The organism is Mycobacterium sp. NGS24 (assembly GCF_059813065.1).
This window is the reverse complement of sequence record NZ_JCALDW010000019.1, coordinates 64,359-86,145: the sequence shown is the minus strand read 5'-3', so window position 1 is coordinate 86,145 and position 21,787 is coordinate 64,359. Positions and strand designations below refer to the sequence as shown.

The following is a 21,787-nucleotide window of genomic DNA, read 5'->3' as shown; positions in this document are numbered from 1 at the left end:
CGGGCAGCGATACCCGGTGCGGGGTCGGGCAAACGCGGCTAGACCGCCTTGGCGAAGGCGCGCAGCGACTCCACCTGTAGCGGGTCCAGCGAGGGGCGCACCTTACCGCGGGCGGTGGCCAGGTCGGCGGCGGTGACGTCGGCGGCGTCGATGGAGCGCCGCATCGCAGCCAGCGCGGCCTCGCGCAGCAGCGCGACGCAGTCCGCGGCGCTGTACCCGGACAAATCGGCGGCCACCGCGTCCAGGTCGACGTCGGAACTCAGCGGGATCGACTTGCCGGCGGTGCGCAGGATCTCGCGCCGGGCGTCGGCGTCGGGCGGCTCGACGAACACCAGCCGTTCCAGCCGGCCCGGCCGCAGCAGGGCCGGGTCGATCAGGTCGGGCCGGTTGGTCGCACCCAGCACCACGACGTCGCGCAGCGGGTCGATCCCGTCCAGCTCGGTCAGCAGCGCGGCCACCACCCGGTCGGTCACGCCGGAGTCGAAGCTCTGGCCGCGGCGCGGCGCCAGTGCATCCACCTCATCGAGGAACACCAGCGACGGCGCGGAATCGCGGGCCCGGCGGAACAACTCGCGGACCGCCTTCTCCGACGAACCCACCCACTTGTCCATCAGCTCGGAGCCCTTGACGGCGTGCACGCTGAGCTGGCCGGTGCTGGCCAGCGCGCGCACCACGAACGTCTTGCCGCAACCGGGCGGGCCGTAGAGCAGCACCCCGCGGGGCGGGTCCACCCCCAACCGGGAGAAGGTGTCCGGGTGCTGCAGCGGCCACAGCACCGATTCGGTCAGCGCCTGTTTGGCTTCGGCCATGTCGCCGACGTCGGCCAGCGTGACGTTCCCGACGCTGACCTCTTCGCCGGCCGACCGGGACAACGGGCGGATCACGGTCAGCGCCCCCAGCAGGTCCGCCTGGCTCAGCTGCGGCGGACGCCCGTCGGCGCTGGCCCGCGAGGCGGCCCGCAGCGCGGCTTCCCGGATCAACGCGGCCAGGTCGGCCACCACGAATCCCGGTGTCCGGCTTGCGATTTCGTCCAAATCGAGAGCACCGGCCGGGACTTCTCTGAGTAGCGCGTCAAGCAGTGCCCGGCGAGTCGCCGCGTCGGGCAGCGGCAGGCTCAGCTCGCGGTCGCACAACTCCGGCGACCGCAACCGCGAGTCGATCTGGTCGGGCCGCGCGGTGGTGGCGATCAACGCGACGCCGTCGGTGGCCACCGCGGTGCGCAACTCGGCCAGTACCAGCGACGCCACCGGTTCGGGGGTCTGCGGCAACAGGGCGTCGACGTCGGTGATCAGCAGCACCCCGCCGCTGCTCGTCGCCGCGGTCACGGCCGCGGTCACCGACTTGAGCCGGTCCTCGGCGGCCAGGGCGCCGACTTCGGGACCGTCCACCTGCACCAGCCGCCGTCCGGCGCACACCGCACGCACCAGCGTCACCTTGCCGACCCCGGCCGGTCCGGACACCAGCACACCCAGGTTGGTGTCGGCGCCCAGGGTCTTGAGCAGGTGCGGCTCGTCCAGGGCGAGCTTGAGCCATTCGGTCAGCTTGGCGGCCTGCGGTCCCGCGCCCTTGAGTTCTTCGACCTGGATCTGCGGGCTGACCACCTCGGCCGTCTCCGACGCGGCCGGCCGCTGCGCGACCAGCGTTCCCCAGGTGACCAGCGTGTTCGGTTGCACGCTGACCGGCCTGTCCGGATCCACACCGGTGACGGTCAACAACTCCGAGGTCCAGCTGATCCCGACCGAGGAGGCCAGCGCCCGGGTGGCCGCCGAGGTCGAGGTGCCCGGGCCCAGGTCGCGGGGCAGCAACGAGACCGCGTCGCCGACCATCATCACCTTGCCCAGCAGCGCCTGGCGCAGCGTCGCCGACGACAGCGATTGGGCCGCCAGCGTCGAGCCGCTGAGGGTGACCGTCCGGGCCCCGTAGACGGTGACCGCACGCAGGATCACCTCGATGCCTTCCCGCAGTCCGGCGTTGGACAGCGTGACGTCGTCGAGCAGCGCGATGCCGACGGGGATGTCGCCGGCGGCCATGCCCACGACGGCCGCGGTGGTGCGTGAGCCGGTCAGCGACACCGCGTCCCATTCCCGGATGCCCAACGCCGCGATGGCACTGGGATGCAGTCGCACCACCCCGCGCCGTGAGTCGACCGCGGACGTATTCAGCCGCGCGGTGAGGGCGAGCTGGTCGGGGCGGGTCACGTTACCGGCCCGGCTTGCGCAACCCGAGCCGTGCCATCGAGCGGCGGTGCGGCGCCGCCCGACCGGTCGCGCGCTGCGCCGCCCGCCACTGCTTGGGCTTGTCGTCCCACACCTCAGGGTGTTTGGCCAACCAGCGCTTGCTGCGCACCGCGAACGGGATATGGCACACGTAGGAGATGATGATCACCCAGATCAGGATGTAGGGCACCACCACCGCGGCCGCCGCCACGATCGCCACCACGGCCAGCAACAGCACCGCCAGGTTCGGCGGTACCGCGAAGGTGTGGACCTTCTTCATCGGGATGGCGCTGACCATCAGCAGCGACGTCCCGGTGATCCAGGCGGCCAGCACCCACTGGTTGGACCACCAGCCGTCGTGCCCGAACTGCAGTTTGAGGCCGATGGTGCCGATCATGGACACTGCACCGGCCGGCGCGGGCATGCCGACGAAGAACTCCTTCGCGTACGGCGGCAGGCTGCCGTCGTCGGCCTGCGCGTTGTACCGGGCCAACCGCAAGACCACGCACACCGCGTACAGCAGCACCACCATCCAGCCGATCGGCGACTTCTCCAGCAGCGTCACGTAAACCACCAGCGCCGGTGCCACCCCGAAGTTGACCGCGTCGGCCAGCGAATCGATCTCGGCGCCCATCCGCGACTGGGCGTTGAGGATGCGCGCCACCCGGCCGTCCAGGGCGTCGAGGATGGCGGCGACGGCGATCAGCGCCATCGCCGGTATCGGCTTGTCGTCGAGCGCGAACTTGATGGAGGTCAGGCCGGCGCAGATGGACAGCACGGTCATGGCGCTGGGCAGCAGGTGCAGATCCACCGTTCGCCGGATGCGAGGCTTGTCGATCATGACAGCTCAGCCAGCACGGTCTCGCCGCCCACGGCCCGCTGGCCGACCTTGACCAGTGGTTCGACGCCTGGCGGCAGGTAGGTGTCCAGCCGCGAGCCGAACCGGATCAGACCGTAGGTCTCGCCGATCGTCAGGTGGTCGCCGACGTGGGCGTTGCACACGATGCGACGGGCGACCAGCCCGGCGATCTGCACGACCACCACTTCGGCGTCCGCTGCGGTGTGGAGCAGCACGCTGGTGCGTTCGTTGGCGGCGCTGGCCTCGGGCAGATCGGCGGACAGGAACTGCCCGGGGCGGTGCTGCACCGCGATCACCTTCCCGCTCACCGGCGCCCGTTGCACGTGCACATCCAGAATCGACAGGAAGATGCTGACGCGTGGCCGCGGGGTGTCGCCCAGGCTGAGCTCGGCGGGCGGGGCGGCGGAATCGACCAGGGCGACCGTGCCGTCGGCCGGCGCGACCACGACGCCGTCCCGGCCGGGAGGTACCCGGGCGGGGTGGCGGAAGAATCCCGCGCAGGCGCCGGCCGCGAGCAGGCCGGTCCGGCGCAGCCAGCGGTAACGGTAACCGCCGGCCGCCACGGCGAGGCCGGTCGCGACGAACGGCAGGCCGGCCGGGTGTATCGGGGGAATGGTGGAGCGCACCAATTCGAGCAGGTGTGCAGGACCGTCGGCGGAGCCAGGGCGTTTTGCCACGCGGGTCATCTTACGTAAGCGGGACCGGCCGTCGTGGTTCGTTCCGGCCCGGAAGGGGAACGGGCAGGAGAACGTTTGGAATTCGCACCCGTCCCTGAGGGCCCACTCTGATTTCCACCGATGACGCGCGCGCGGCCCGCCTGCGCCGCGCGAAGCTGAGTGTCACCGCAGTGTTCATCTTGCACGCTGTGGTGTTTTCGTCGTGGGCGGCGCACATCCCGCAGGTCAAGGCGGACCTGGGGCTGTCTGACGCCGCGTTGGGCACCGCGCTGTTCGGTGCGCCGCTGGGGTCGGTCGCGGCGACGGTGTTCAGCCATTGGGCGTTGCCGCGCTGGGGCAGTCACCGGCTGGTGCCGGTCATGGTGGTGGGCTACGCGCTGGCCGGAATGACGGTCGGGCTGGCCACCTCCGGGCTGTGGCTGTTCGGCACACTCGCGCTGTGGGGGATGTTCCAGGGTGGCCTGGACGTCGCGATGAACACCCAGGCCGGCACGGTGGAGCGGCTGGCCCGCGCGCCGATCATGGCCCGCTTCCACGGCATGTGGAGTGTCGGCGCCCTGCTGGGCGCGCTGACCGGCGCCGGCTGCGTCAGCATCGGGGTCGGCCTGGGCCTGCAGCTGACGGTGCTCGGGGCGGTGGTGCTGGTCGCCGTGGGCCCGTTCACCCGCCGCCTGTTCCCGGACGAGGCCGTGGTCGCCTGCGAGGACGGCAAGCAGCCGGGTCGGGCTCGGCTGACCCGGACGGTGGCGCTGCTGGCTGCGGTGGCCTTTGCGTCGTTCCTGTGCGAGGGCGCCGCCACCGACTGGTCAGCCAACTATCTGCACGACGTGGTCGGCGCCGGTCCCGGTGTGGCGGCGCTGAGCTACGCCGCCTACACGTCGGCGATGGTGGCGATGCGGCTCGGCGCGATGCGGTTGCACGCGCGATTGCCGGCACGTCGGCTGCTGCCGGCGCTGGCCCTGTTCGCCGCGGTCGCCATGTGCGTGACGCTCGCGTCCGCCAGTGTCGCGGTCAGCGTCATCGGCTTCGCCTGTGTGGGCGCCGGGGTGGCGCTGTTGGTGCCGACGGCGTTGAGCGCCGCCTACTCCGCCGGCCAGGGCGGCTCGGCGATCGCCCTGGTGGCCGCGACCGGCTGGCTGGGCAACCTGCTCGGTCCGCCGCTGATCGGCCACCTCGCCGAGTGGTTCGGGCTGTCCGCGGCGCTGCTCACCATCCCGGTGGTGCTCGCGGTGGCCGCGGTGGCCATCGGCGGCACCACCGCGTTCAAGGTCGCCGACGAATTTCACCGGGATCCGGCCGGTTCGACCGCCTAGCGCAGATCCCACACCTGCAGCCGGGTGCCGGCCGGCACCTCCACAACATCTTCGGGGATGTCGAGCAGCCCGTTCGCGGTGGCCAGCCAGCGCAGGTGGTGCGAAGCCGGCGGGCCGTAACTGGTGACCTGCCCGGTCTCAGCGTCCAGCACCGCCCGGCGGAACTGGCGTTTGCCCCGCGGTGAGGACACCGTCTCGGTCAGCACCGCCGCGCGCAGTGGGCGGCGCGGATCCGGTAGCCCCATGGCGGTGCGCAGCGCCGGCCGGATGAACACCTCGAAGGACACCAGCGCACTGACCGGGTTGCCGGGCAAGGTGACGATCGGGGTGCCGCCCACCCGTCCGACGCCCTGCGGCATGCCCGGCTGCATCGCGACCTTGACGAACTGCACGCCTCGATCGCCACCGAAGGCGTCCTTGACCACCTCATAGGCGCCGGCACTGACCCCGCCGCTGGTGACGATCAGGTCGGCGGCGGCGGCGTGACTGTCCAGCACCGCGTTGAACTGGGCGACGTCGTCGCCGGCGGTCGCGGTGGCCACCACCTCGGCGCCCGCCTCCCGGACGGCGGCGGCCAGCATGACCGCGTTGGACTCGTAGATCTGCCCGGGCAGCAGCGCAGCGCCCGGCGGCGCCAACTCCGAGCCGGTGGAGATCACCAGCACCCGCTGTCGCGGTAGCACCGCCAACTCGGCCAGTCCCAACGCCGCCACCAGGCCCAGCGCGGCCGGGGTCACCACTCGGCCGGCGGACAACACGGTGGTACCGGCGGCGACGTCCTCGCCGGCGCGGCGGATGTGGCGGCCGGGGCCGGCGGGCCGGCGGATCCGCACCGTCTCGACGCCGCCGTCGGTGTCTTCCACCGGCACGATGCCCGTCGCACCCGCCGGCAGCGGCGCGCCGGTCATGATCCGGTGGGCGGTGCCCGGTCGCAGTTCGAGCGGGTCGGTGCGCCCGGCCGGAATGTCCTCGGCGACGGGCAACTGCACCGGATGGTCGGGGGTGGCGGCCACGGTGTCCTGCGCCCACACCGCGTAGCCGTCCATCGCGGAGTTGTCGAACACCGGCAGTGACAGCGGCGCAACCACGTCCTCGGCCAGCGTCAGGCCCAGGGCGTCGCGCAGCGACACTGCGACCGCCGGGCGCGGCCGGATCAGGTCCGCGACGATCCGCTGATGTTCGGTGACCGAGCGCATGTCAGACGGGGAACCGAACCCCGGTGAGCTGTTCGGAGATGTCCCAGAGCCGGCGCTGCAGCTCGACGTCGTGCGACTGGGCGCTGGACTGGACCACGGTGGGATTGCCGCGCTGCTCGGCGAAGCCGTCCGGCCCGTAGTACTGGCCGCCCTGCACCGCGGGGTCGGTCGCCGCGCGCAGCGTCGGCAGGGCCCCGGCCTCGGCGCTCTGGAACAACACCGGTCCGAGCACCAGCAGTGGCTGCAGGTACCACGGCACGTTGCGGGCCAGCTCGGTGCTGGAGCCACCCGGGTGCGCGGCGACGGCGATGGTGGGTGCGGCCGCCGCTGCCAGCCGGCGCTGCAATGCGTAGGTGAACAACAGGTTGGCCAGCTTGGACTGTCCGTAGGCGCCGACGCGGCTGTAGCCGCGTTCCCACTGCAGATCGTCGAAGTGGATGGCTGCGCGCAGCCGGTGACCGAGGCTGCTGACGGTCACCACCCGGGAACCTCGCACCGGCAGCAGGTGCTCCAGCAGCAGGCCGGTGAATGCGAAATGCCCCAGATGGTTGGTGCCGAACTGCAGCTCGAAGCCGTCCGCGGTGAGTTGCCTGGGCGTCCACATCACCCCGGCGTTGTTGATCAGCAGGTCGATGCGGGGGTAGCTGTCGCGCAGCCGGTCCGCACAGCGGCGGACTGAATCCAGCGAACTGAGGTCCAGCTCGGTCAGCGTGACGTCGGCCGGGCGGTCTTCGCGGCCCGCCGCGGCGGCGATGCGGGCCAGTGCCGCGTTGCCCTTCGCCAGGTTGCGCACCGCCAGCACCACGTGCGCGCCGCGGAAGGCCAGAGCTTCGGCGGTGTGGTAGCCCAGCCCGGTATTGGCGCCGGTGATGACGATGGTGCGCCCGCTCTGATCCGGGATGTCGCCGGCTGCCCAGGTGCGGTCACCGTCGCCGTTGGAGGCCATGGCCCGAACATACCCAACTGGGCCGGGGCCTTCTTGCACTCGGCATAGGCGAGTGCTAAAAATGACGTTGGCACTCGCGACCGGCGAGTGCTAGGTCGGGACGGTGAGGCCATTCGGTCGTCCGTCGCGGGCACTGCGCCCGGCCAGCGTAAGTAACGGGACTGCCGTCACCCGATAGCGCCCGTTTCATCCCCAATCCGGAGGAATAACTTCGCAATGGCCAAGACAATTGCGTACGACGAAGAGGCCCGTCGCGGCCTCGAGCGGGGCCTGAACAGCCTCGCCGACGCGGTAAAGGTGACGTTGGGCCCCAAGGGTCGCAACGTCGTCCTGGAGAAGAAGTGGGGCGCTCCCACGATCACCAACGATGGGGTTTCCATCGCCAAGGAGATCGAGCTGGAGGACCCGTACGAGAAGATCGGCGCCGAGCTGGTCAAGGAAGTCGCCAAGAAGACCGACGATGTCGCCGGTGACGGCACCACCACAGCCACCGTGCTGGCCCAGGCCCTGGTCAAGGAGGGCCTGCGCAACGTGGCCGCCGGCGCCAACCCGCTGGGTCTCAAGCGCGGCATCGAAAAGGCTGTGGAGAAGGTGACCCAGACCCTGCTCGACTCGGCCAAGGACGTCGAGACCAAGGAGCAGATCGCGGCCACCGCTGGCATCTCCGCCGGTGACCAGTCGATCGGCGACCTGATCGCCGAGGCGATGGACAAGGTCGGCAACGAGGGCGTCATCACCGTCGAGGAGTCCAACACCTTCGGCCTGCAGCTCGAGCTCACCGAGGGCATGCGGTTCGACAAGGGTTACATCTCGGGCTACTTCGTCACCGACGCCGAGCGTCAGGAAGCCGTCCTGGAGGACCCCTACATCCTGCTGGTCAGCTCCAAGGTCTCGACCGTCAAGGACCTGCTGCCCCTGCTGGAGAAGGTCATTCAGGGTGGCAAGCCGCTGCTGATCATCGCCGAGGACGTCGAGGGCGAGGCGCTGAGCACCCTGGTCGTCAACAAGATCCGCGGCACCTTCAAGTCCGTCGCCGTCAAGGCTCCGGGCTTCGGTGACCGCCGCAAGGCGATGCTGCAGGACATGGCCATCCTCACCGGTGGTCAGGTCATCAGCGAAGAGGTCGGGCTCTCGTTGGAGAACGCCGACATCGCGCTGCTCGGCAAGGCCCGCAAGGTCGTCATCACCAAGGACGAGACCACCATCGTCGAGGGCGCCGGTGACTCCGACGCCATCGCCGGCCGGGTGGCCCAGATCCGCGCCGAGATCGAGAACAGCGACTCCGACTACGACCGCGAGAAGCTGCAGGAGCGCCTGGCCAAGCTGGCCGGCGGTGTTGCGGTGATCAAGGCCGGGGCTGCCACCGAGGTGGAGCTCAAGGAGCGCAAGCACCGCATCGAGGACGCCGTCCGCAACGCCAAGGCGGCCGTCGAGGAGGGCATTGTCGCCGGTGGTGGCGTGGCCCTGCTGCAGTCGGCGCCCGCGCTGGCCGAGCTGGACCTCAAGGGTGACGAGGCGACCGGTGCCAACATCGTGCGCGTCGCGCTCGAGGCGCCGCTCAAGCAGATCGCCTTCAACTCCGGGCTGGAGCCCGGCGTGGTGGCCGAGAAGGTGCGCAACTCGCCCGCCGGGACCGGCCTGAACGCCGCCACCGGTGAGTACGAGGACCTGCTCAAGGCCGGCGTTGCCGACCCGGTCAAGGTGACCCGTTCGGCGCTGCAGAACGCGGCGTCCATCGCGGGCCTGTTCCTGACCACCGAGGCGGTCGTCGCCGACAAGCCGGAGAAGGCGGCCGCTCCGGCGGGCGACCCGACCGGCGGCATGGGCGGTATGGACTTCTAAGTCCGGGTACGAAAAGAGCCCGGTCCCTGGCAACAGGGACCGGGCCTTTTTTGGTCTCAGCGGGACGCGGTGCCGGCGGTGTGGATGCCGTAGGGCACCGCGTTGAGCAGCGTGACCGTCACCGCGGCGCCGTTGGGCAGGCGATACGCCCGGCGCTCACCAGGTCGCGCGCCTTCCAGCGCGGCGCCCAACGGGGCCTGGTTGGAGTAGACCTCGATGTCACCGTGTTCGGCACTGCGCACGCCCAGCAGGAACGTCTCGACCGCACCGGTGTCGTCGAAGCGGACGGTCAGCACCATGCCGGGTTCGGCGATCCCGTCGTCCGGGGGATCCTGCCCCACCGTGACGTCGGTCAGCAGATCGTGGATCTGCTGGATGCGCAGCTGCCGTTGCAGTTCGTCGGCCTGCGCCTCGGCGTCGCCGTCGCGAGCTGCGGCGCGACCTGACTCGCGAAGCGCGGCGAGTTCCCGCTGTAACCGGTCATAGCCGCGCTTGGAGATCCATACGCGTTGAGCATCGGCAAGAGTCATTCGGTGTCCTTTCGGTGTTGTCAGGGTCGACTGATGTGGCCGCGGCCCTCGCCGGTCACATCGGCCAGCTCCGGTCGCCAGCTGTCGTAGCGGGACCGGCGCAGCAGCTTGCGGACTCCGATGAAGATCAGTCCGGCCGCAACCGTCACGTTCAGCCAGACCGCCAGCGCCGCGAACACCGCTTCGCGCGCGGCGGACATCTGCGGTGCGCCGGCGTAGGAGCCGTCCCGATTCACCGAGATCTCGACGGTCTCGCCCGGTTTCGGTGCCGTGCGCGCGTGGACCTTGCCGGTGTGTTCCACCCCGGCGGCGAACCACCTAGCGTGCACCTGGGTGAGATCGCTGCGGGCGGGCGCATCGAGCACGGTCGCGGTGACCTCGGTTCGACCCTGCGCCTGCGCGGCATGGAACTGGGTGCGGGAGCCGTAGACCGCGGTACCGATGGCGCCGGCGGCGGGAGCTGCCAGCAGCGACACCGCGAAGGTCAACACGAGAGCGAACGCTTCGAGTCGATCGCTGACGCGGATCAGCGGGTTGCGGCTGAACAGCACCCGCAACCAGAGCGGCGCGCGCACGGTGAAGGCGGCGCCGTCGCCCGACCGCTGCTGCGGATCGGCGTGCCGGCGGGTCATCGGCGGTCTCCTATCGATGGGCCGCCAAACTTCGGCGGCAATTCCAGGATGACCCGGACGGCCCCGGCACCTGTTGGCCCAGCCGCACAATCGCGCCGACTCACGTTGTAGCGTCTCGACACCGCACAGCGGCTCAGTCGAAATCGGTGGCCGCCAGCTGAATCATCATCGCGAGCCGCTTCTCGGCGTCGTCCAGGGCGAGGTCGGTGACCTCGACCATCTTGCGCATCCGGTTTCGCACGGTGTTCTCATGCACTCCCAACCGCGCACCGGCGGCGGCCGGGTCCCCCTGGGCCGCGAGCCATGCCCGCAGCGTCGCCACGTACGTGGTGCCGTGCGCGTCGTCGTGGCGACGCAGATCGGCGACGGGACCCCGGTCCGGCAGCCGGCCGGACCGCGACGCCGTGCGCAACCGCTGCAGCAGAATCTCGTCCCAGCATTCGTCGTACACCGGGACGGCGGCCGACGGCGACGCCTCGTGTAACGCCAGGCACTCGTCGGCCTCCTGCCGGGCGCCGGCCAGGTCGGTCGGCTCGGTTGCGCCGCTGATGCCGGCCACCACGGTGACCCCCTCGGGCAGTGCAGCCCTCAGCCCGGCAACCCATTGCCGGGCCGTTTCCGCTGCCTCGCCGGGTAGCAGGGTGTAGACGGTGCTGCCGACCAGGGCGCTGCGGCCCGGCCGGGACCAACCGAACCCGGCGGTGGCACGCTCGAACGCCAGCAGCAGTACCGCGTCCCGATCGGCAGCGACGGACGGTTGCAACGCGATCACCCGCAGGGGAGTGCGCGGTAGTCCCAGTCTGCTGAGCACCGTCGCGGCGTCGGCTGTGCTTTCCAGCAACCGGATCACCAGCTCGGATTCCACCTGGCGCTCGAGGTCGGCACTTGCGCGTGACCGCAACAGGTGGACGGCCACCGTGTGGGCGCTGTCGACCAGCGCGACGCGGGCCGCACCGTCCAGCGGGCGGGCACACGCCACCCAGACCGATCCCATCAGTTCGCGCCCGGAGCGCACGGCGACCACCGTCCGTCCCGTCACGCCGTGCTCGGCGTCCTCGGGAATGAACAGCGGTTCATCGGAAGCCGCCAGATGCGTGAACACGCCGTCTTCGTCGAAGAACGCCCGCAACCGCTCCGGTGTCTGGCGGGCCAGGATGGTCTGCACCCGTGCGGAATCCGCGTGCTGCTGCTGTCGGGAATATGCCAGCACCTGCATCAACCGGTCGTGGATGACGACGCCGCCACCGATCGCGTCGGCCAGACTGTCGGTGAGGGCGAACAAATCGGTCGGTCCTCGCCCGGATTCGGTCTCGCGGCCCTCCAACACCAGCCCGTAGACCACCGCGGCCAGCTCGCTCCACGACAGCGCCTCGTCGACCAGCAGCACCGCGCCGGGTTCACCGTCGAAGGACGGCTCGACCTCGGCGCGCAGCAACGTCACGACCGCATGCGCCGCGTCGGCCCACCGCATCGCCTCCTCGAGCGAGGTGGCACCGATGGCGAGCAGCACGTCGCCCGTCACCGGGCCGCGCGGCGTGGTCTCGTGCATCACGACGTTGCGCAGCTCGGTCGATCGCGGAATCGACGACCACCGCAGTCGCACCCCGTAACTACCCAGTACGTTGACCAGGCGATCCAGCGTGATCACGCGCCGCTCCTCCAGTTGCCCACAGCGTAATTCAGGGTGCGGTGACGGTAGTCTCGGTGGCGTGGCTCTCCCGACTCCATCCCCCGCCAGCACCGCCGTCGTGACCGGGGCCTCGTCGGGCATCGGCGCCGACATCGCGCGCGAACTGGCCGGCCGCGGTCACGGCGTCACGCTGGTCGTTCGCCGCGAAGACCGGTTGCGCGAGCTGGCGGACGAACTCTCCGACGGGTCCGGGTGGAGGTGAGCCTGTTCCATGCCCAGTGCCGCCCATGTCTGCGCCGACCACGATCCGGTGCGTTCCAGTTCGTCGACGGCCTCGATCAGGGTGCGGTCGGGTGGCCCCAGCTGGTGATATCGGCGGCGCCGGCGTCGCTCCACGGCGGTGCGAGAGGTTCGATGCGGCTCATGCGTCCGGCACGCTGAACACGACGCAGTCGTGCAGACAGCCCGCGGTCGCGGACTCGGCATTGCGGTGCAGCAGGGCGCGGGTGGGCACCACCGTGCAGCGCGCGGCGTCGGTGCCGGCGTCGGCGATCTCGGCGCGCCCGTCGACGATCAGCGAGTAGCCGCCCGGTACCGGCGGCGGCCAGAGCAGGGTGACCTCGACGCGGCGGGCCAGGTTGGCCCGGGTGCCGCCGCCGATCAGGCCCACCTCGACGGTCTGATCGCGCAGCACCGGCTCGATCGTCACGGTGTGCACCCGATAGTTGTCGTCGACGGTGATCAGATAGGCGAACGGGAAGTCCGGCAGGGCGGCGGCCAGCCGCTGGAAGTCAACCTTTTTCGCGGTCTTTGCAGCCATGCACCGAGGATAGGCGCGCTACTGCGACCGCACCGGGAACTTGATCACCCGGCTCTGATCCGCGGTGTCGCGCTCAGACGGCGGATGGAACCCGGACTTGGGGATCGGGTCGCTGGGCAGGCTCAGGCTGCTCAGCACCGACTCGCGTGCCAGCGTGGGGCGCGCGCCGGGATCGCCGGACGGGTAGAAGCCGGTCGGGCTGCCGCCGCTGGTGCGCAGGCCTGAGTTGGCGGCGGGGCTGCTGGTGGGGTTGGCCGAGACGGGACTGGGGCCGCCCGGTTCGCCGGCGGCGGCCGGCGCGGGCGCCGACGCGACGACGGGTCCGCTGATGCCGGAGTTCAGCGCGCCGGCCAGACCGGGGTGCAGCCCCCCGGTGGTGGCCAACGCCGAGCCGAGCAGGCCCGAACCGAGCGCCGCGGTTCCCAGACCGCCCGTCGCGTAGTGCGCATTGCCGGCCACCGCGGAGTCCAGGCCGGCCGCGCTGCTGTACATGCCCGAGTTCCAGTGGCTCAGCGGGCCGCCGAGTCCGGCGTCGCCGGAGTTGCCGATCCCGGCGTTGAGGGAACCCGAGTTGCCGAAGCCCATGTTGTCGGTACCGGAATTGAAGAAGCCGCTGTTGCCGCTGCCGGAGTTGCCGAAGCCGGTGTTGCCGCTGCCGGAGTTGAGCCCGCCGAAGCCGAACTGGTGGTCGCCGGTCAGTCCGAAACCGAAGGAGTCGCTGCCGGTGTTGGCGAAGCCGAGGTTGCCACTGCCAAAGTTGGCGATGCCCATGTTGCTGGTGCCGGTGTTGCCGAAGCCCAGGTTGTAGCTGCCGGTGTTGCCGGCGCCGACGTTGCCGATGCCGCTGTTACCGCTGCCCAGGTTGTAGTTGCCGACGTTGTTGTTGCCGATGTTGCCGCTGCCGGTGTTGCGGAAGCCGAAGTTGATGCCGTTGTTGCCGACGTCGATGCCCAGGTTCCGCAGCACCTGCTGCCAGGGGGCCAGTTGGGCGGCTGCCTTCGATGCGTCGAAGTGGTAGTTCACCATCGCAGCCACGTCCGCGGCCCACATCGCTTCGTAGGCGGATTCGGTGTCCATGATGGCGGGCCAGTTCATCCCGAAGAAGTTCGTGGACGCCAGCATCTGCACCAGGCCGCGGTTGGCGGCCACCACGGCCGGCTGCACGGTGGCGGCCACCGCGGCCTCGAACGCCGCCGCGGTCGCCGCGGCCTGCGCCGCGGCCAGGTCGGCCTGCACCGCCGCCGCGCTCAGCCAGGCCATGTACTGGGTGGCGACCTCCATCATCGCCGCGGCGGACGGTCCCAGCCAGGACGAGGTGGTCAATTCTTGGGTGACAGCGGTGAACGACGCCACCGACGACGCCAGCTCCTCGGCCAATCCGCCCCATGCTGCGGCAGCAGCAAGTAACGGTCCCGCGCCGGGACCGGCGAACATTAGTGCCGAATTGATCTCAGGCGGCAACCACGCGAAATGCGGGCTTGTCACCACCCAAACCTACCCGGCTGGGACTGGCCACCGTGGGCTTATCGGGTAACCCGCTCAGACCGCCGCGGGTGCGGCCTGCCGGCCGCGCACCAACCGCCCCGGCCGGGCCGCGGTGGGCTGACCGTGCTCGGCGATCACCTGGCCGGATACCACCGTCGCGACGTAGCCGTCGGCGGTCTGGTCCAGCCGACGCCCACCGGCCGGCAGGTCGTAGGCGATGACGGGTTTGTGCAGCCGCAGCCCCGCGTGGTCGATGACGTTGAGGTCGGCCTTGAAGCCGACGGCGATGCGGCCGCGGTCGGCCAGTCCGGCGATCCGCGCCGGCACCGAGGTGAGTTCGCGGACCGCTTCGGCGACGGTGAAGCGACCGGTCGCCCGGTCCCGGGCCCAGTGCGTGAGGAAGTACGTCGAGTAGCTGGCGTCGCAGATCATGCCGTAGTGCGCGCCGCCGTCGCCGAGTCCGAGTATCACGTCGTCGCGGTGCAGCAGTTCGCCCACGGTGTCCAGCGAGTTGTTCTCCAGGTTGCTGGTGGCGACCAGCAGCATCGCCCGGCCGTCGTCGTCGAGCAGCCGGTCGTAGGCTTCCGCCATCGGGTCCACCCCGCGGGCCCGGGCGCGCGCGCCGATGCTGGTCGACGGGTCCGGCTCGTAGTCGGGGTTGTCGTCGAGCGGGAAGATCCAGTCCCACAGCTGGGCGACGTAGAGGATCGGGTGCCCGGTGCCGGGCTTGTCGGCCAGGATGCGGGCGCGTACCTCCGGCTTGCGCATCTCGGCGACGCGTTCGGCCAGCGGCAGGTCGGCGATCTCGCGGTAGCTGGGGTAGAGCACGAACGGGTTGGCGCTCAGCTGCAGCCCGATGATCAGCCCGATCGGACGGGGCAGTAGCTGCGCGCTGACGTCACCACCGGCCGCGTTGGCCTTATCGATCATGGTGATGGCCTCCGGCCAGGTGGGGTCCCCGGAGTTGCCGACGATCAGGGTGAAGGTGAGCGGCAATCCCACGTCCTCGGCGACGTCGAACACCGTCTGCAACACCTGTTGGTAGCCGCCGGCCGGCACGTCGGGCACGAACTGCAGCAGGCCGCCGCCGCCGTCGACCACGCCCCGGGCGATCTGCTCGATCTCCTCCCGGGCGGCGTCGTAGCTGGGGATCGGAGCGCCGCTCTCGGTTTTGTGGATCATCAGCCGCGAGGAGGCGAAGCCCAGCGCCCCGGCTTCGGTGGCCTCCTTGGCCAGCGCCCGCATCTTGGCCAGGTCGTCGGCGGTGGCGGGCTCGCGGTCGGCGCCGCGTCGGCCCATCACGAAGACCCGCAGCGGGGAGTGCGGCAGGTATGCGGCGACGTCGATATCACGGCGGCGGGCGTCCAGTTCGTCCAGATATTCCGGGAAGGATTCCCAGGTCCACGGCAGACCGTCGGTCATCACGACACCGGGGATGTCCTCCACGCCGGCCATCACGTCGACGAGCACCTCGTGGTCCTCTTGTCGGCACGGCGCGAAGCCGACTCCGCAGTTACCGACCACGACGGTGGTCACCCCGTGCGCCGAGGACGGCGTCAGCCGGTCCGACCAGATGGCCTGTCCGTCGTAATGGGTGTGCAGGTCGACGAAGCCCGGCGTGACGAGCAGTCCGGTCGCGTCGATCTCCCGCTCGGCTCCCCCGGTCACCGACCCGACCGCGGCGATCACACCGTCCCGCACCGCGACATCACCGACGTACGGCTCACCTCCGAGTCCGTCCACGATGGTGCCGTTGCGGATCAGCAGGTCGTAGGTCATCTGAATAATCTACGACCGGGCGCAGGGTCGTGCCAGGATCGCATCGTGATCGATCACCTGGGCATCAACTGTGCCAACTATGCCGATTCGAAGAACTTCTACGACACCGTGCTCGGTGTGCTGGGTTACTCCCGGCAGCTGGATTTCGGTGTGGCCATCGGGTACGGCCGCAACGGTAAGCCGGACTTCTGGATCGCCGACGGCGTCGGCAACGGCGCCGGTTCGGGCCCGAATCGCGAGGTCCACATTGCGTTCCAGGCGCAGGACGAGGCTGCGGTGCGCGCCTTCTACGAGACTGCGGTGAGCCTGGGTGCGGAGCCGTTGCACGCCCCGCGGCGGTGGCCGGAGTATCACGCCGGTTACTACGGTGCCTTCGTGCGCGATCCGGACGGCAACAACGTGGAGGCGGTCTGGCACGGCGGCCCGTAGGGTCGGCCTGGTGACAAATCCCGACGCCGCCGTGCAGGAACTGCTGCGCGATGCATTCACCCGATTGATCGAGCACACCGACGAAATCACCGACGGGCTCACCGCTGAGGTCGCCGACTACCGGCCGACTCCCGAAGCCAACAGCATCGCCTGGCTGGTCTGGCACAGCGCCCGCGTGCAGGATCTGCAGCTCGCCGACATCGCGGGGGTCGAGGAGGTGTGGACCCGCGACGGTTGGGTGGACCGGTTCGGGCTGGACCTACCGCGGCGCGACATCGGGTACGGGCACGGTCCCGACGACGTCGCCAAGGTGCACGCGCCCGCCGACCTGTTGGCCGGCTACTACCGGGCGGTGCACGAATTCACCCTGGAGTACGTCGCGACGGTGACGGCCGCCGAGCTGGCCCGCGTGGTGGACACCAACTGGGATCCGCCGGTCACCGCGAGCGGGCGGCTGGTCAGCATCATCGACGATTGCGCGCAACACCTGGGCCAGGCCGCCTACCTGCGGGGCATCGTGAAGTAGGGCCGGCGCGTCAGCCCAGCGGCAATTCGGCGAGCACCGGGCTGGTGGGCTGCAGCGACCCGGTGCCGGGTTCGACGGTGAACGCCAGCACGGTCGAGCCGCCCAGATTGTCCAGCGTCGCCTTCGTGGACGGCGCCACCGCCGCAACGCCCATGGTGCCCGCCGACGTCGGGCCGCTCGTGCCGATCAGCCACATCTGATACACGCTGCCCGGTGGCGGCGGCGGCACGTTGTTCATCACCAACACGCCCGCGTTGCGGTCGCGGGAGAACATCACCGTCGCCGTTCCCGGCCCCAGCGGCCGGGACACGGTCCGCACGTCGGGTGCGGCCAGAACCTGCTCGGCCATCGTCGGCGACGGCCGCATCAGTACACCGAGGCCGAACGCCCCCAGGCCGATCGCGATGGTCGCCGCCGCCGCGATGAGGGCGGTGCGCCGCTGCGGCATCCGGCGCAGCGGTGTCGCAGCGGGGGTGGCCCGGGCCAGCACGGCGGCGCGCAACTGATCGGGCGGTTCGGCCGCACTGGCCGACGACAGCACCGCCATGGTCTCGCGGATGGCGCGGACCTCGTCGGCGAAGGCCGCGGCGACCGGCGCCGGCGCGGCGTCGACCCGGGCGTCGACCTCGACCCGCTCGGCGTCGGACAACGCGTGCAGGGCATAGGGGGCCGCCAGCTCCAGCAGGTCGAAGCCGTGGGGGGCGGTCATGACACGTCCAGACAGTTGCGCAACCCGCGCAGCGCGTCGCGCATGCGTGACTTGATCGTGGACAGGTTCGCCGCCAACCGCTGCGACACCTCGGCGTAGGTCAGTCCGCCGTAGTAGGCCAGCTCGATGCACTGTCGTTGCGCTTCGGTCAACCCCTCCAGACACCCGACCACCCGGCGGCGTTCGTCGCCGGCTATCGCCGAATCGGCGACGACGTCGGTTGCCGACTCGAAATTCGCTGTGCCGTAGCGTGATTCGCGTTCAGTCCCGGCCTGTTCGCTGCGCACCCGATCCACCGCGCGCCGGTGCGTCATGGTCATCAACCAGGCCAGCGCCGAGCCCTTGGCGGTGTCGAAGTCCGACGCCGTGCGCCACACCTCGAGGTAGATCTCCTGAGTGGTCTCTTCGCTGTAGCCGGAGTCACGCAGCACCCTGGTCACCAGCCCGTACACCCGGGTTTTCGTCTGGTCGTAGAACGCCGCGAACGCGGCGTCGTCGCCTGCGGCCACCCGGCGCAGCAAGGCGTCCAGGTCGTTGCTGGAGGGGGGCGGGCCGGTCATCGATCGGTAGCCTAACGCCCCTTGGTTGCACACCTGCTATTCGGAGCCCGGGGCTGCCCGGATGGCCGGACCGACGGGACTAACGGTCGCCGCTGAGCGCCGGTATCCGCTCGGTCGGCCGCTCGATGCGCGCCAGGGCGGGGCTGCGGGCCGGGCGCGTCCGCACCCGGATCGGCCACCAGAACCAGCGGCCCAGCAGCGCGGCAATCGACGGCGTCATGAAGGCGCGCACGATCAGCGTGTCGAACAGCAGACCCAGCCCGATGGTGGTGCCCACCTGGCCGATCATGCGGGCATCGCCGATGATCATCGAGGCCATGGTGAACGCGAACACCAGACCCGCGTTGGTCACCACCTTGCCGGTGCCGCCCATCGACCGGATGATTCCGGTGTTCAGACCGGCGTGGATCTCCTGTTTGAACCGGGAGACCAGCAGCAGGTTGTAGTCCGATCCCACGGCCAGCAGCACGATGACCGACATCGCCAGCACCAGCCAGTGCAGCGGGATGCCGAAGATGTGCTGCCAGACCAGCACGGCCAGGCCGAAGGAGGCGCCCAGCGACAACGCCACCGTCCCGACGATCACCGCGGCGGCCACGAAGGCGCGGGTGATGATCAGCATGATGATGAAGATCAGGCACAACGAGGAGATGCCGGCGATCAGCAGATCCCATTTGGCGCCGTCGGAGATGTCCTTGAACACCGCCCCGGTGCCGGCCAGGTAGATCTTGGCGTCTTCCAGGGGCGTCCCCTTCAGGGATTCCTCGGCCGCGGTGCGTATCTGGTCGATGCTGGCGATGCCTTCGGGCGACGCGGGATCACCCCGGTGCAGGATGATGAACCGCGCCGCGTGCCCGTCGGGGGTCAGGAAGTTCTTCATGGCGCGCTTGAAGTCTTCGTTCTTGAACACCTCGGGCGGCAGGTAGAACGAGTCGTCGTTCTTGGCGGCGTCGAATGCGTGGCCCATCGCCGTCGCGTTCTCGCTCATCTCGTCCATCTGGCTGAAGATCCCCGACATGGTGCTGTGCATCGTCAGCATCATGGTCCGCATGCTCACCATGGTGTCGATCATCGGCGGGAAGGTGGCGATCATCTGCGGCATCAGTGTGTCCAGCTGTTTGATGTCGCCGACCAGGACGTTCAGTTGCTCGGTGAGCTGATCGATCCCGTCGAACGCGTCGAAGATCGACCGCAGCGTCCAACACACCGGGATGTCGAAACAGTGCTTCTCCCAATAGAAGTACGAGCGGATGGGCCGGAAGAAGTCGTCGAAGTTGGCGATCTTGTCGCGCAGGTCGTTGGTGATCTGCTGCATCGCCTCGGTGTCGCCGACCATCTTGTGCGTGAGGCCGACCAGCTTCGTCATCAGCGCGTACATGTTCTGCATCAGCGCGATCGTCTTGGTCATCTCGTCGGCCTGCTTGAGCATGTCGTCCATGCGGTCGCGCTGGAATTTCATGGTCTGCACCTGACCGGCGTTCTGCATGCTCATCTGGAACGGGATCGACGTGTGGTCCATGGTGGTGCCGTCGGGCCGGGTGATGGCCTGGACGCGGGAGATGCCGGGCACCCGGAAAATGCCTTTGGCCAGCTTGTCGAGCACCAGGAAGTCGGCCGGGTTGCGCAGGTCGTGATCCGATTCGATCATCAGGATCTCCGGCTTCATGCGGGCCTGGGAGAAGTGCCGGTCGGCGACGGTGAAGCCCTGGTTGGCCGGGATGGACGGGGGCAGGTAGGCGCGGTCGTCGTAGCTGGGTTTGTAGCCCGGCAGCGTCAGCAGGCCGATGATCGCGATCGCCAGGGTGACCGCCAGGATGGGCAGCGGCCAGCGCACCACGGCCGTGCCGATGCGGCGCCAGCCCCGCACCGACAGCACCCGCTTGGGATCGAACACCCCGAACTTGCCGCCCACCACCAGGATGGCCGGGCCCAGCGTCAGCGCGACCAGGACCGCCACCAGCATGCCGACCGCGCACGGGATGCCCAGCGTCTGGAAGTAGGGCATCCGGGCGAAGTGCAGACAGAACAGGGCGCCGGCGATGGTCAGCCCGGAGCCCAGGATCACGTGCGCGGTGCCGTGATACATGGTGTAGAACGCCGACTCCCGATCCTCGCCGGCCTGACGCGCCTCCTGGTAGCGGCCGATGATGAAGATGCCGTAGTCGGTGCCGGCCGCGATCGCCAGTGACGTGAGCAGGCTGACCGAGAACGTGGACAGCCCGATCAACCCGTTGTGTCCGAGCAGTGCCACCGCGCCGCGTGCCGCGCTCAGTTCGATACCGACCGAGATCAACAGCAGGAAGACGGTGAGAAACGAGCGGTAGATGAACATCAGCATCAGCGTGATCACCAGGACCGTGGTGATGGTGATCTTGGCCATGGACTTGTCGCCACTGTCATGCAGGTCGGCGGCCAGCGCCGACGCGCCGGTGACGTAGGCCTTGAGACCGGGCGGGGCCTTGATGCCGTCCACGATCTTGCGCACGGCCAGGACCGACTCGTTGGCCAGGGGTTCGCCCTGGTTGCCGGCCAGGGTGAGCTGGACGGTGACGGCTTTGGCGTCGTTGCTCTGCGCGCCCGCGGCGGTCAGTGGGTCACCCCAGAAGTCCTGGATGCTCAGGACGTGTTTCTTGTCCTCGCGTAGCTTGCGGACCATCTCGTCGTAGTACTTGTGCGCCTCGGCGCCCAGCGGTTTGTCGCTTTCCAGGACGATCATCCCGAAGCTGTCGGTGTCGCCCTCCTTGAAGGCGTTGCCGATGTGCTTGAGCGCCACGAAGGACGGCGCGTCACCGGGGCTCAACGACACCGACCGTTCCTGCCCGACGACTTCCAGCGACGGCAGGAAGACGCTGAGCAGCACCACGACCACCAGCCAGAACAGGATGATCGGCACCGCGAGGGCATGGATCATCCGCGGGATGAACGGCCGATGGGTGTCGGTGGCGGGCCCCGGCGCCGGCGCGCCGGGGGCGTAGGTGGTGGTCACGCGGACTTGACCAGACAGAAGGTGAACGCGTTGACGCTGTTGCTGACCCGCTCGGCCTTGACCTCGTCGTCGATCAGGATGCGGCAGCCGATGCTGTCGCTATCGCCTTGTGCCGCAAGGTTGCCCACCATGGCCGCCTTGGTGGTGCTGATGTGCAGCGACCAGGGCAGCCGGGCATTCTCGACCCGTTGCGGATCGCTGTTGACGTCGAAGTAACTGATGTCCGCGACGGTACCCGGCGGACCGAACACCTCGTAAACGATGCGCTTGGGGTTGAACGGCTCGGGGTTCTTGAGGTTGCTGTCGGCGTAGGTTTCGCGCTTCTCCGAGCCGAAGTAACCGTGTACCCGGTAGACCACGAAGGCCCCCACCGCCACCACCACCAGCACGACCAGTGGAATCCACGCGCGCGACAGCAGCCTGAACATCGCAGATCCCCTTCACCCGTTGGTATGTGAATTTCGGCGACCGCGACCGGCGGCGGCCCACCGCCTCGACGCCGCATGTCCCGGGGCGGCCCTGTCGAGCGGAACTACTAAGCCTTGCCTAAGTAAATCACGGCGACGGACGGCACTGTCCACTCCTTCCTCTCGCGCACTGGATTGTAACGCATATCACGTGCGTAACAAGGCGGGTCCGATGCCTGCCACCT

At 69.6% G+C, this 21,787-nt stretch carries 19 protein-coding genes and 1 pseudogene; 5 read left to right on the top strand and 15 right to left on the bottom strand.

Features of this window, described 5'->3' with window-relative positions; translation table 11 throughout:
- Positions 1-38 precede the first annotated feature (38 nt).
- The 3 genes from AC5Y6Y_RS20975 to AC5Y6Y_RS20965 are packed head-to-tail and all read right to left on the bottom strand — an operon-like array spanning position 39 to position 3,752.
- Entirely contained in the window at positions 39-2,198 is a 2,160-nt protein-coding gene (locus tag AC5Y6Y_RS20975) for an AAA family ATPase (protein ID WP_473139437.1), read from the bottom strand.
- Between the two features lies 1 nt (position 2,199).
- A complete protein-coding gene (pssA, locus tag AC5Y6Y_RS20970; protein WP_499930205.1) occupies positions 2,200-3,057 on the bottom strand; it encodes a CDP-diacylglycerol--serine O-phosphatidyltransferase in 858 nt (285 codons plus the stop codon).
- Positions 3,054-3,752 carry a phosphatidylserine decarboxylase gene (locus AC5Y6Y_RS20965; protein WP_473139436.1) on the bottom strand — a complete coding sequence of 233 codons (699 nt, stop codon included), beginning with the start codon at positions 3,750-3,752 and terminating at the stop codon, positions 3,054-3,056. Before AC5Y6Y_RS20965 ends, pssA begins: the two co-directional genes overlap by 4 nt.
- A 140-nt stretch (positions 3,753-3,892) precedes the next feature.
- On the opposite strand from AC5Y6Y_RS20965, the gene AC5Y6Y_RS20960 reads away from it, so the two are divergent.
- Positions 3,893-5,065: an MFS transporter gene (locus AC5Y6Y_RS20960; RefSeq protein ID WP_473139508.1), complete on the top strand. Its 1,173-nt coding sequence runs from the start codon at positions 3,893-3,895 to the stop codon at positions 5,063-5,065.
- Here the strand turns inward: AC5Y6Y_RS20960 and moeA are convergent.
- Both moeA and AC5Y6Y_RS20950 read right to left on the bottom strand, forming a co-directional pair.
- A complete protein-coding gene (moeA, locus tag AC5Y6Y_RS20955) occupies positions 5,062-6,261 on the bottom strand; it encodes a molybdopterin molybdotransferase MoeA (RefSeq protein WP_463825591.1) in 1,200 nt (399 codons plus the stop codon). The two genes, AC5Y6Y_RS20960 and moeA, sit on opposite strands and share 4 nt — an antisense overlap.
- A gap of 1 nt (position 6,262) precedes the next feature.
- Positions 6,263-7,207, bottom strand: a complete 945-nt coding sequence (locus AC5Y6Y_RS20950) for an SDR family NAD(P)-dependent oxidoreductase (RefSeq protein ID WP_463825592.1) — start codon at positions 7,205-7,207, stop codon at positions 6,263-6,265.
- Between the two features lie 216 nt (positions 7,208-7,423).
- On the opposite strand from AC5Y6Y_RS20950, the gene groL reads away from it, so the two are divergent.
- Positions 7,424-9,049, top strand: a complete 1,626-nt coding sequence (gene groL, locus AC5Y6Y_RS20945) for a chaperonin GroEL (RefSeq protein ID WP_463825593.1) — start codon at positions 7,424-7,426, stop codon at positions 9,047-9,049.
- A gap of 56 nt (positions 9,050-9,105) precedes the next feature.
- Here groL and AC5Y6Y_RS20940 read toward each other — a convergent pair whose 3' ends face one another.
- From AC5Y6Y_RS20940 to AC5Y6Y_RS20930, 3 genes are all read right to left on the bottom strand, one after another.
- Positions 9,106-9,579 carry a GreA/GreB family elongation factor gene (locus tag AC5Y6Y_RS20940; protein WP_473139435.1) on the bottom strand — a complete coding sequence of 158 codons (474 nt, stop codon included), beginning with the start codon at positions 9,577-9,579 and terminating at the stop codon, positions 9,106-9,108.
- Positions 9,580-9,599: 20 nt separating this feature from the next.
- Positions 9,600-10,211, bottom strand: coding sequence for an Rv1733c family protein (locus tag AC5Y6Y_RS20935; RefSeq protein ID WP_473139434.1), 612 nt, complete (start codon positions 10,209-10,211; stop codon positions 9,600-9,602).
- Between the two features lie 133 nt (positions 10,212-10,344).
- Positions 10,345-11,859: a PucR family transcriptional regulator gene (locus AC5Y6Y_RS20930; RefSeq protein WP_463825597.1), complete on the bottom strand. Its 1,515-nt coding sequence runs from the start codon at positions 11,857-11,859 to the stop codon at positions 10,345-10,347.
- A 61-nt stretch (positions 11,860-11,920) separates the two neighbouring features.
- Between AC5Y6Y_RS20930 and AC5Y6Y_RS20925 the strand changes: the two are divergent.
- A pseudogene (locus AC5Y6Y_RS20925) lies at positions 11,921-12,110 on the top strand (SDR family NAD(P)-dependent oxidoreductase); the annotation flags it as partial.
- 152 nt (positions 12,111-12,262) lie between these two features.
- Here AC5Y6Y_RS20925 and AC5Y6Y_RS20920 read toward each other — a convergent pair.
- The 3 genes from AC5Y6Y_RS20920 to AC5Y6Y_RS20910 are packed head-to-tail and all read right to left on the bottom strand — an operon-like array spanning position 12,263 to position 15,925.
- The gene (locus AC5Y6Y_RS20920; RefSeq protein ID WP_473139433.1) at positions 12,263-12,661 is read right to left on the bottom strand and encodes a pyridoxamine 5'-phosphate oxidase family protein; all 399 of its coding nucleotides are present in this window, start codon (positions 12,659-12,661) and stop codon (positions 12,263-12,265) included.
- A gap of 18 nt (positions 12,662-12,679) precedes the next feature.
- A complete protein-coding gene (locus tag AC5Y6Y_RS20915) occupies positions 12,680-14,146 on the bottom strand; it encodes a PPE family protein (RefSeq protein WP_473139432.1) in 1,467 nt (488 codons plus the stop codon).
- A gap of 54 nt (positions 14,147-14,200) precedes the next feature.
- On the bottom strand, positions 14,201-15,925 hold the full coding sequence (locus AC5Y6Y_RS20910; RefSeq protein WP_473139431.1) for an N-acyl-D-amino-acid deacylase family protein: 1,725 nt from the start codon (positions 15,923-15,925) through the stop codon (positions 14,201-14,203).
- A 45-nt stretch (positions 15,926-15,970) separates the two neighbouring features.
- On the opposite strand from AC5Y6Y_RS20910, the gene AC5Y6Y_RS20905 reads away from it, so the two are divergent.
- A complete protein-coding gene (locus AC5Y6Y_RS20905) occupies positions 15,971-16,354 on the top strand; it encodes a VOC family protein (protein ID WP_463825601.1) in 384 nt (127 codons plus the stop codon).
- A 10-nt stretch (positions 16,355-16,364) separates the two neighbouring features.
- Complete coding sequence (locus AC5Y6Y_RS20900) at positions 16,365-16,880, top strand: mycothiol transferase (RefSeq protein ID WP_463825602.1); 516 nt, start codon at positions 16,365-16,367, stop codon at positions 16,878-16,880.
- Between the two features lie 10 nt (positions 16,881-16,890).
- On the opposite strand, the gene AC5Y6Y_RS20895 is transcribed toward AC5Y6Y_RS20900, so the two are convergent.
- The 4 genes from AC5Y6Y_RS20895 to AC5Y6Y_RS20880 form a co-directional block, all read right to left on the bottom strand.
- The gene (locus tag AC5Y6Y_RS20895; RefSeq protein WP_463825603.1) at positions 16,891-17,589 is read right to left on the bottom strand and encodes an anti-sigma factor; all 699 of its coding nucleotides are present in this window, start codon (positions 17,587-17,589) and stop codon (positions 16,891-16,893) included.
- Positions 17,586-18,149, bottom strand: coding sequence for a sigma-70 family RNA polymerase sigma factor (locus tag AC5Y6Y_RS20890; RefSeq protein ID WP_463825604.1), 564 nt, complete (start codon positions 18,147-18,149; stop codon positions 17,586-17,588). Before AC5Y6Y_RS20890 ends, AC5Y6Y_RS20895 begins: the two co-directional genes overlap by 4 nt.
- 79 nt (positions 18,150-18,228) lie before the next feature.
- Positions 18,229-21,060 carry an MMPL/RND family transporter gene (locus AC5Y6Y_RS20885; RefSeq protein WP_463825969.1) on the bottom strand — a complete coding sequence of 944 codons (2,832 nt, stop codon included), beginning with the start codon at positions 21,058-21,060 and terminating at the stop codon, positions 18,229-18,231.
- 71 nt (positions 21,061-21,131) lie between these two features.
- Positions 21,132-21,563: an MmpS family transport accessory protein gene (locus tag AC5Y6Y_RS20880; protein ID WP_463825605.1), complete on the bottom strand. Its 432-nt coding sequence runs from the start codon at positions 21,561-21,563 to the stop codon at positions 21,132-21,134.
- Positions 21,564-21,787: the final 224 nt, after the last annotated feature.

Coding starts and splice junctions, on each gene's coding strand:
- AC5Y6Y_RS20950 (WP_463825592.1), bottom strand. CDS start 7,207: ATGGCCTCCAACGGCGACGGTGACCGCACCTGGGCAGCCGGCGACATC.
- AC5Y6Y_RS20935 (WP_473139434.1), bottom strand. CDS start 10,211: ATGACCCGCCGGCACGCCGATCCGCAGCAGCGGTCGGGCGACGGCGCC.
- moeA (WP_463825591.1), bottom strand. CDS start 6,261: ATGCGCTCGGTCACCGAACATCAGCGGATCGTCGCGGACCTGATCCGG.
- groL (WP_463825593.1), top strand. CDS start 7,424: ATGGCCAAGACAATTGCGTACGACGAAGAGGCCCGTCGCGGCCTCGAG.
- AC5Y6Y_RS20880 (WP_463825605.1), bottom strand. CDS start 21,563: ATGTTCAGGCTGCTGTCGCGCGCGTGGATTCCACTGGTCGTGCTGGTG.
- AC5Y6Y_RS20920 (WP_473139433.1), bottom strand. CDS start 12,661: ATGGCTGCAAAGACCGCGAAAAAGGTTGACTTCCAGCGGCTGGCCGCC.
- pssA (WP_499930205.1), bottom strand. CDS start 3,057: ATGATCGACAAGCCTCGCATCCGGCGAACGGTGGATCTGCACCTGCTG.
- AC5Y6Y_RS20890 (WP_463825604.1), bottom strand. CDS start 18,149: ATGACCGGCCCGCCCCCCTCCAGCAACGACCTGGACGCCTTGCTGCGC.
- AC5Y6Y_RS20885 (WP_463825969.1), bottom strand. CDS start 21,060: ATGATCCATGCCCTCGCGGTGCCGATCATCCTGTTCTGGCTGGTGGTC.
- AC5Y6Y_RS20910 (WP_473139431.1), bottom strand. CDS start 15,925: ATGACCTACGACCTGCTGATCCGCAACGGCACCATCGTGGACGGACTC.
- AC5Y6Y_RS20895 (WP_463825603.1), bottom strand. CDS start 17,589: ATGACCGCCCCCCACGGCTTCGACCTGCTGGAGCTGGCGGCCCCCTAT.
- AC5Y6Y_RS20940 (WP_473139435.1), bottom strand. CDS start 9,579: ATGACTCTTGCCGATGCTCAACGCGTATGGATCTCCAAGCGCGGCTAT.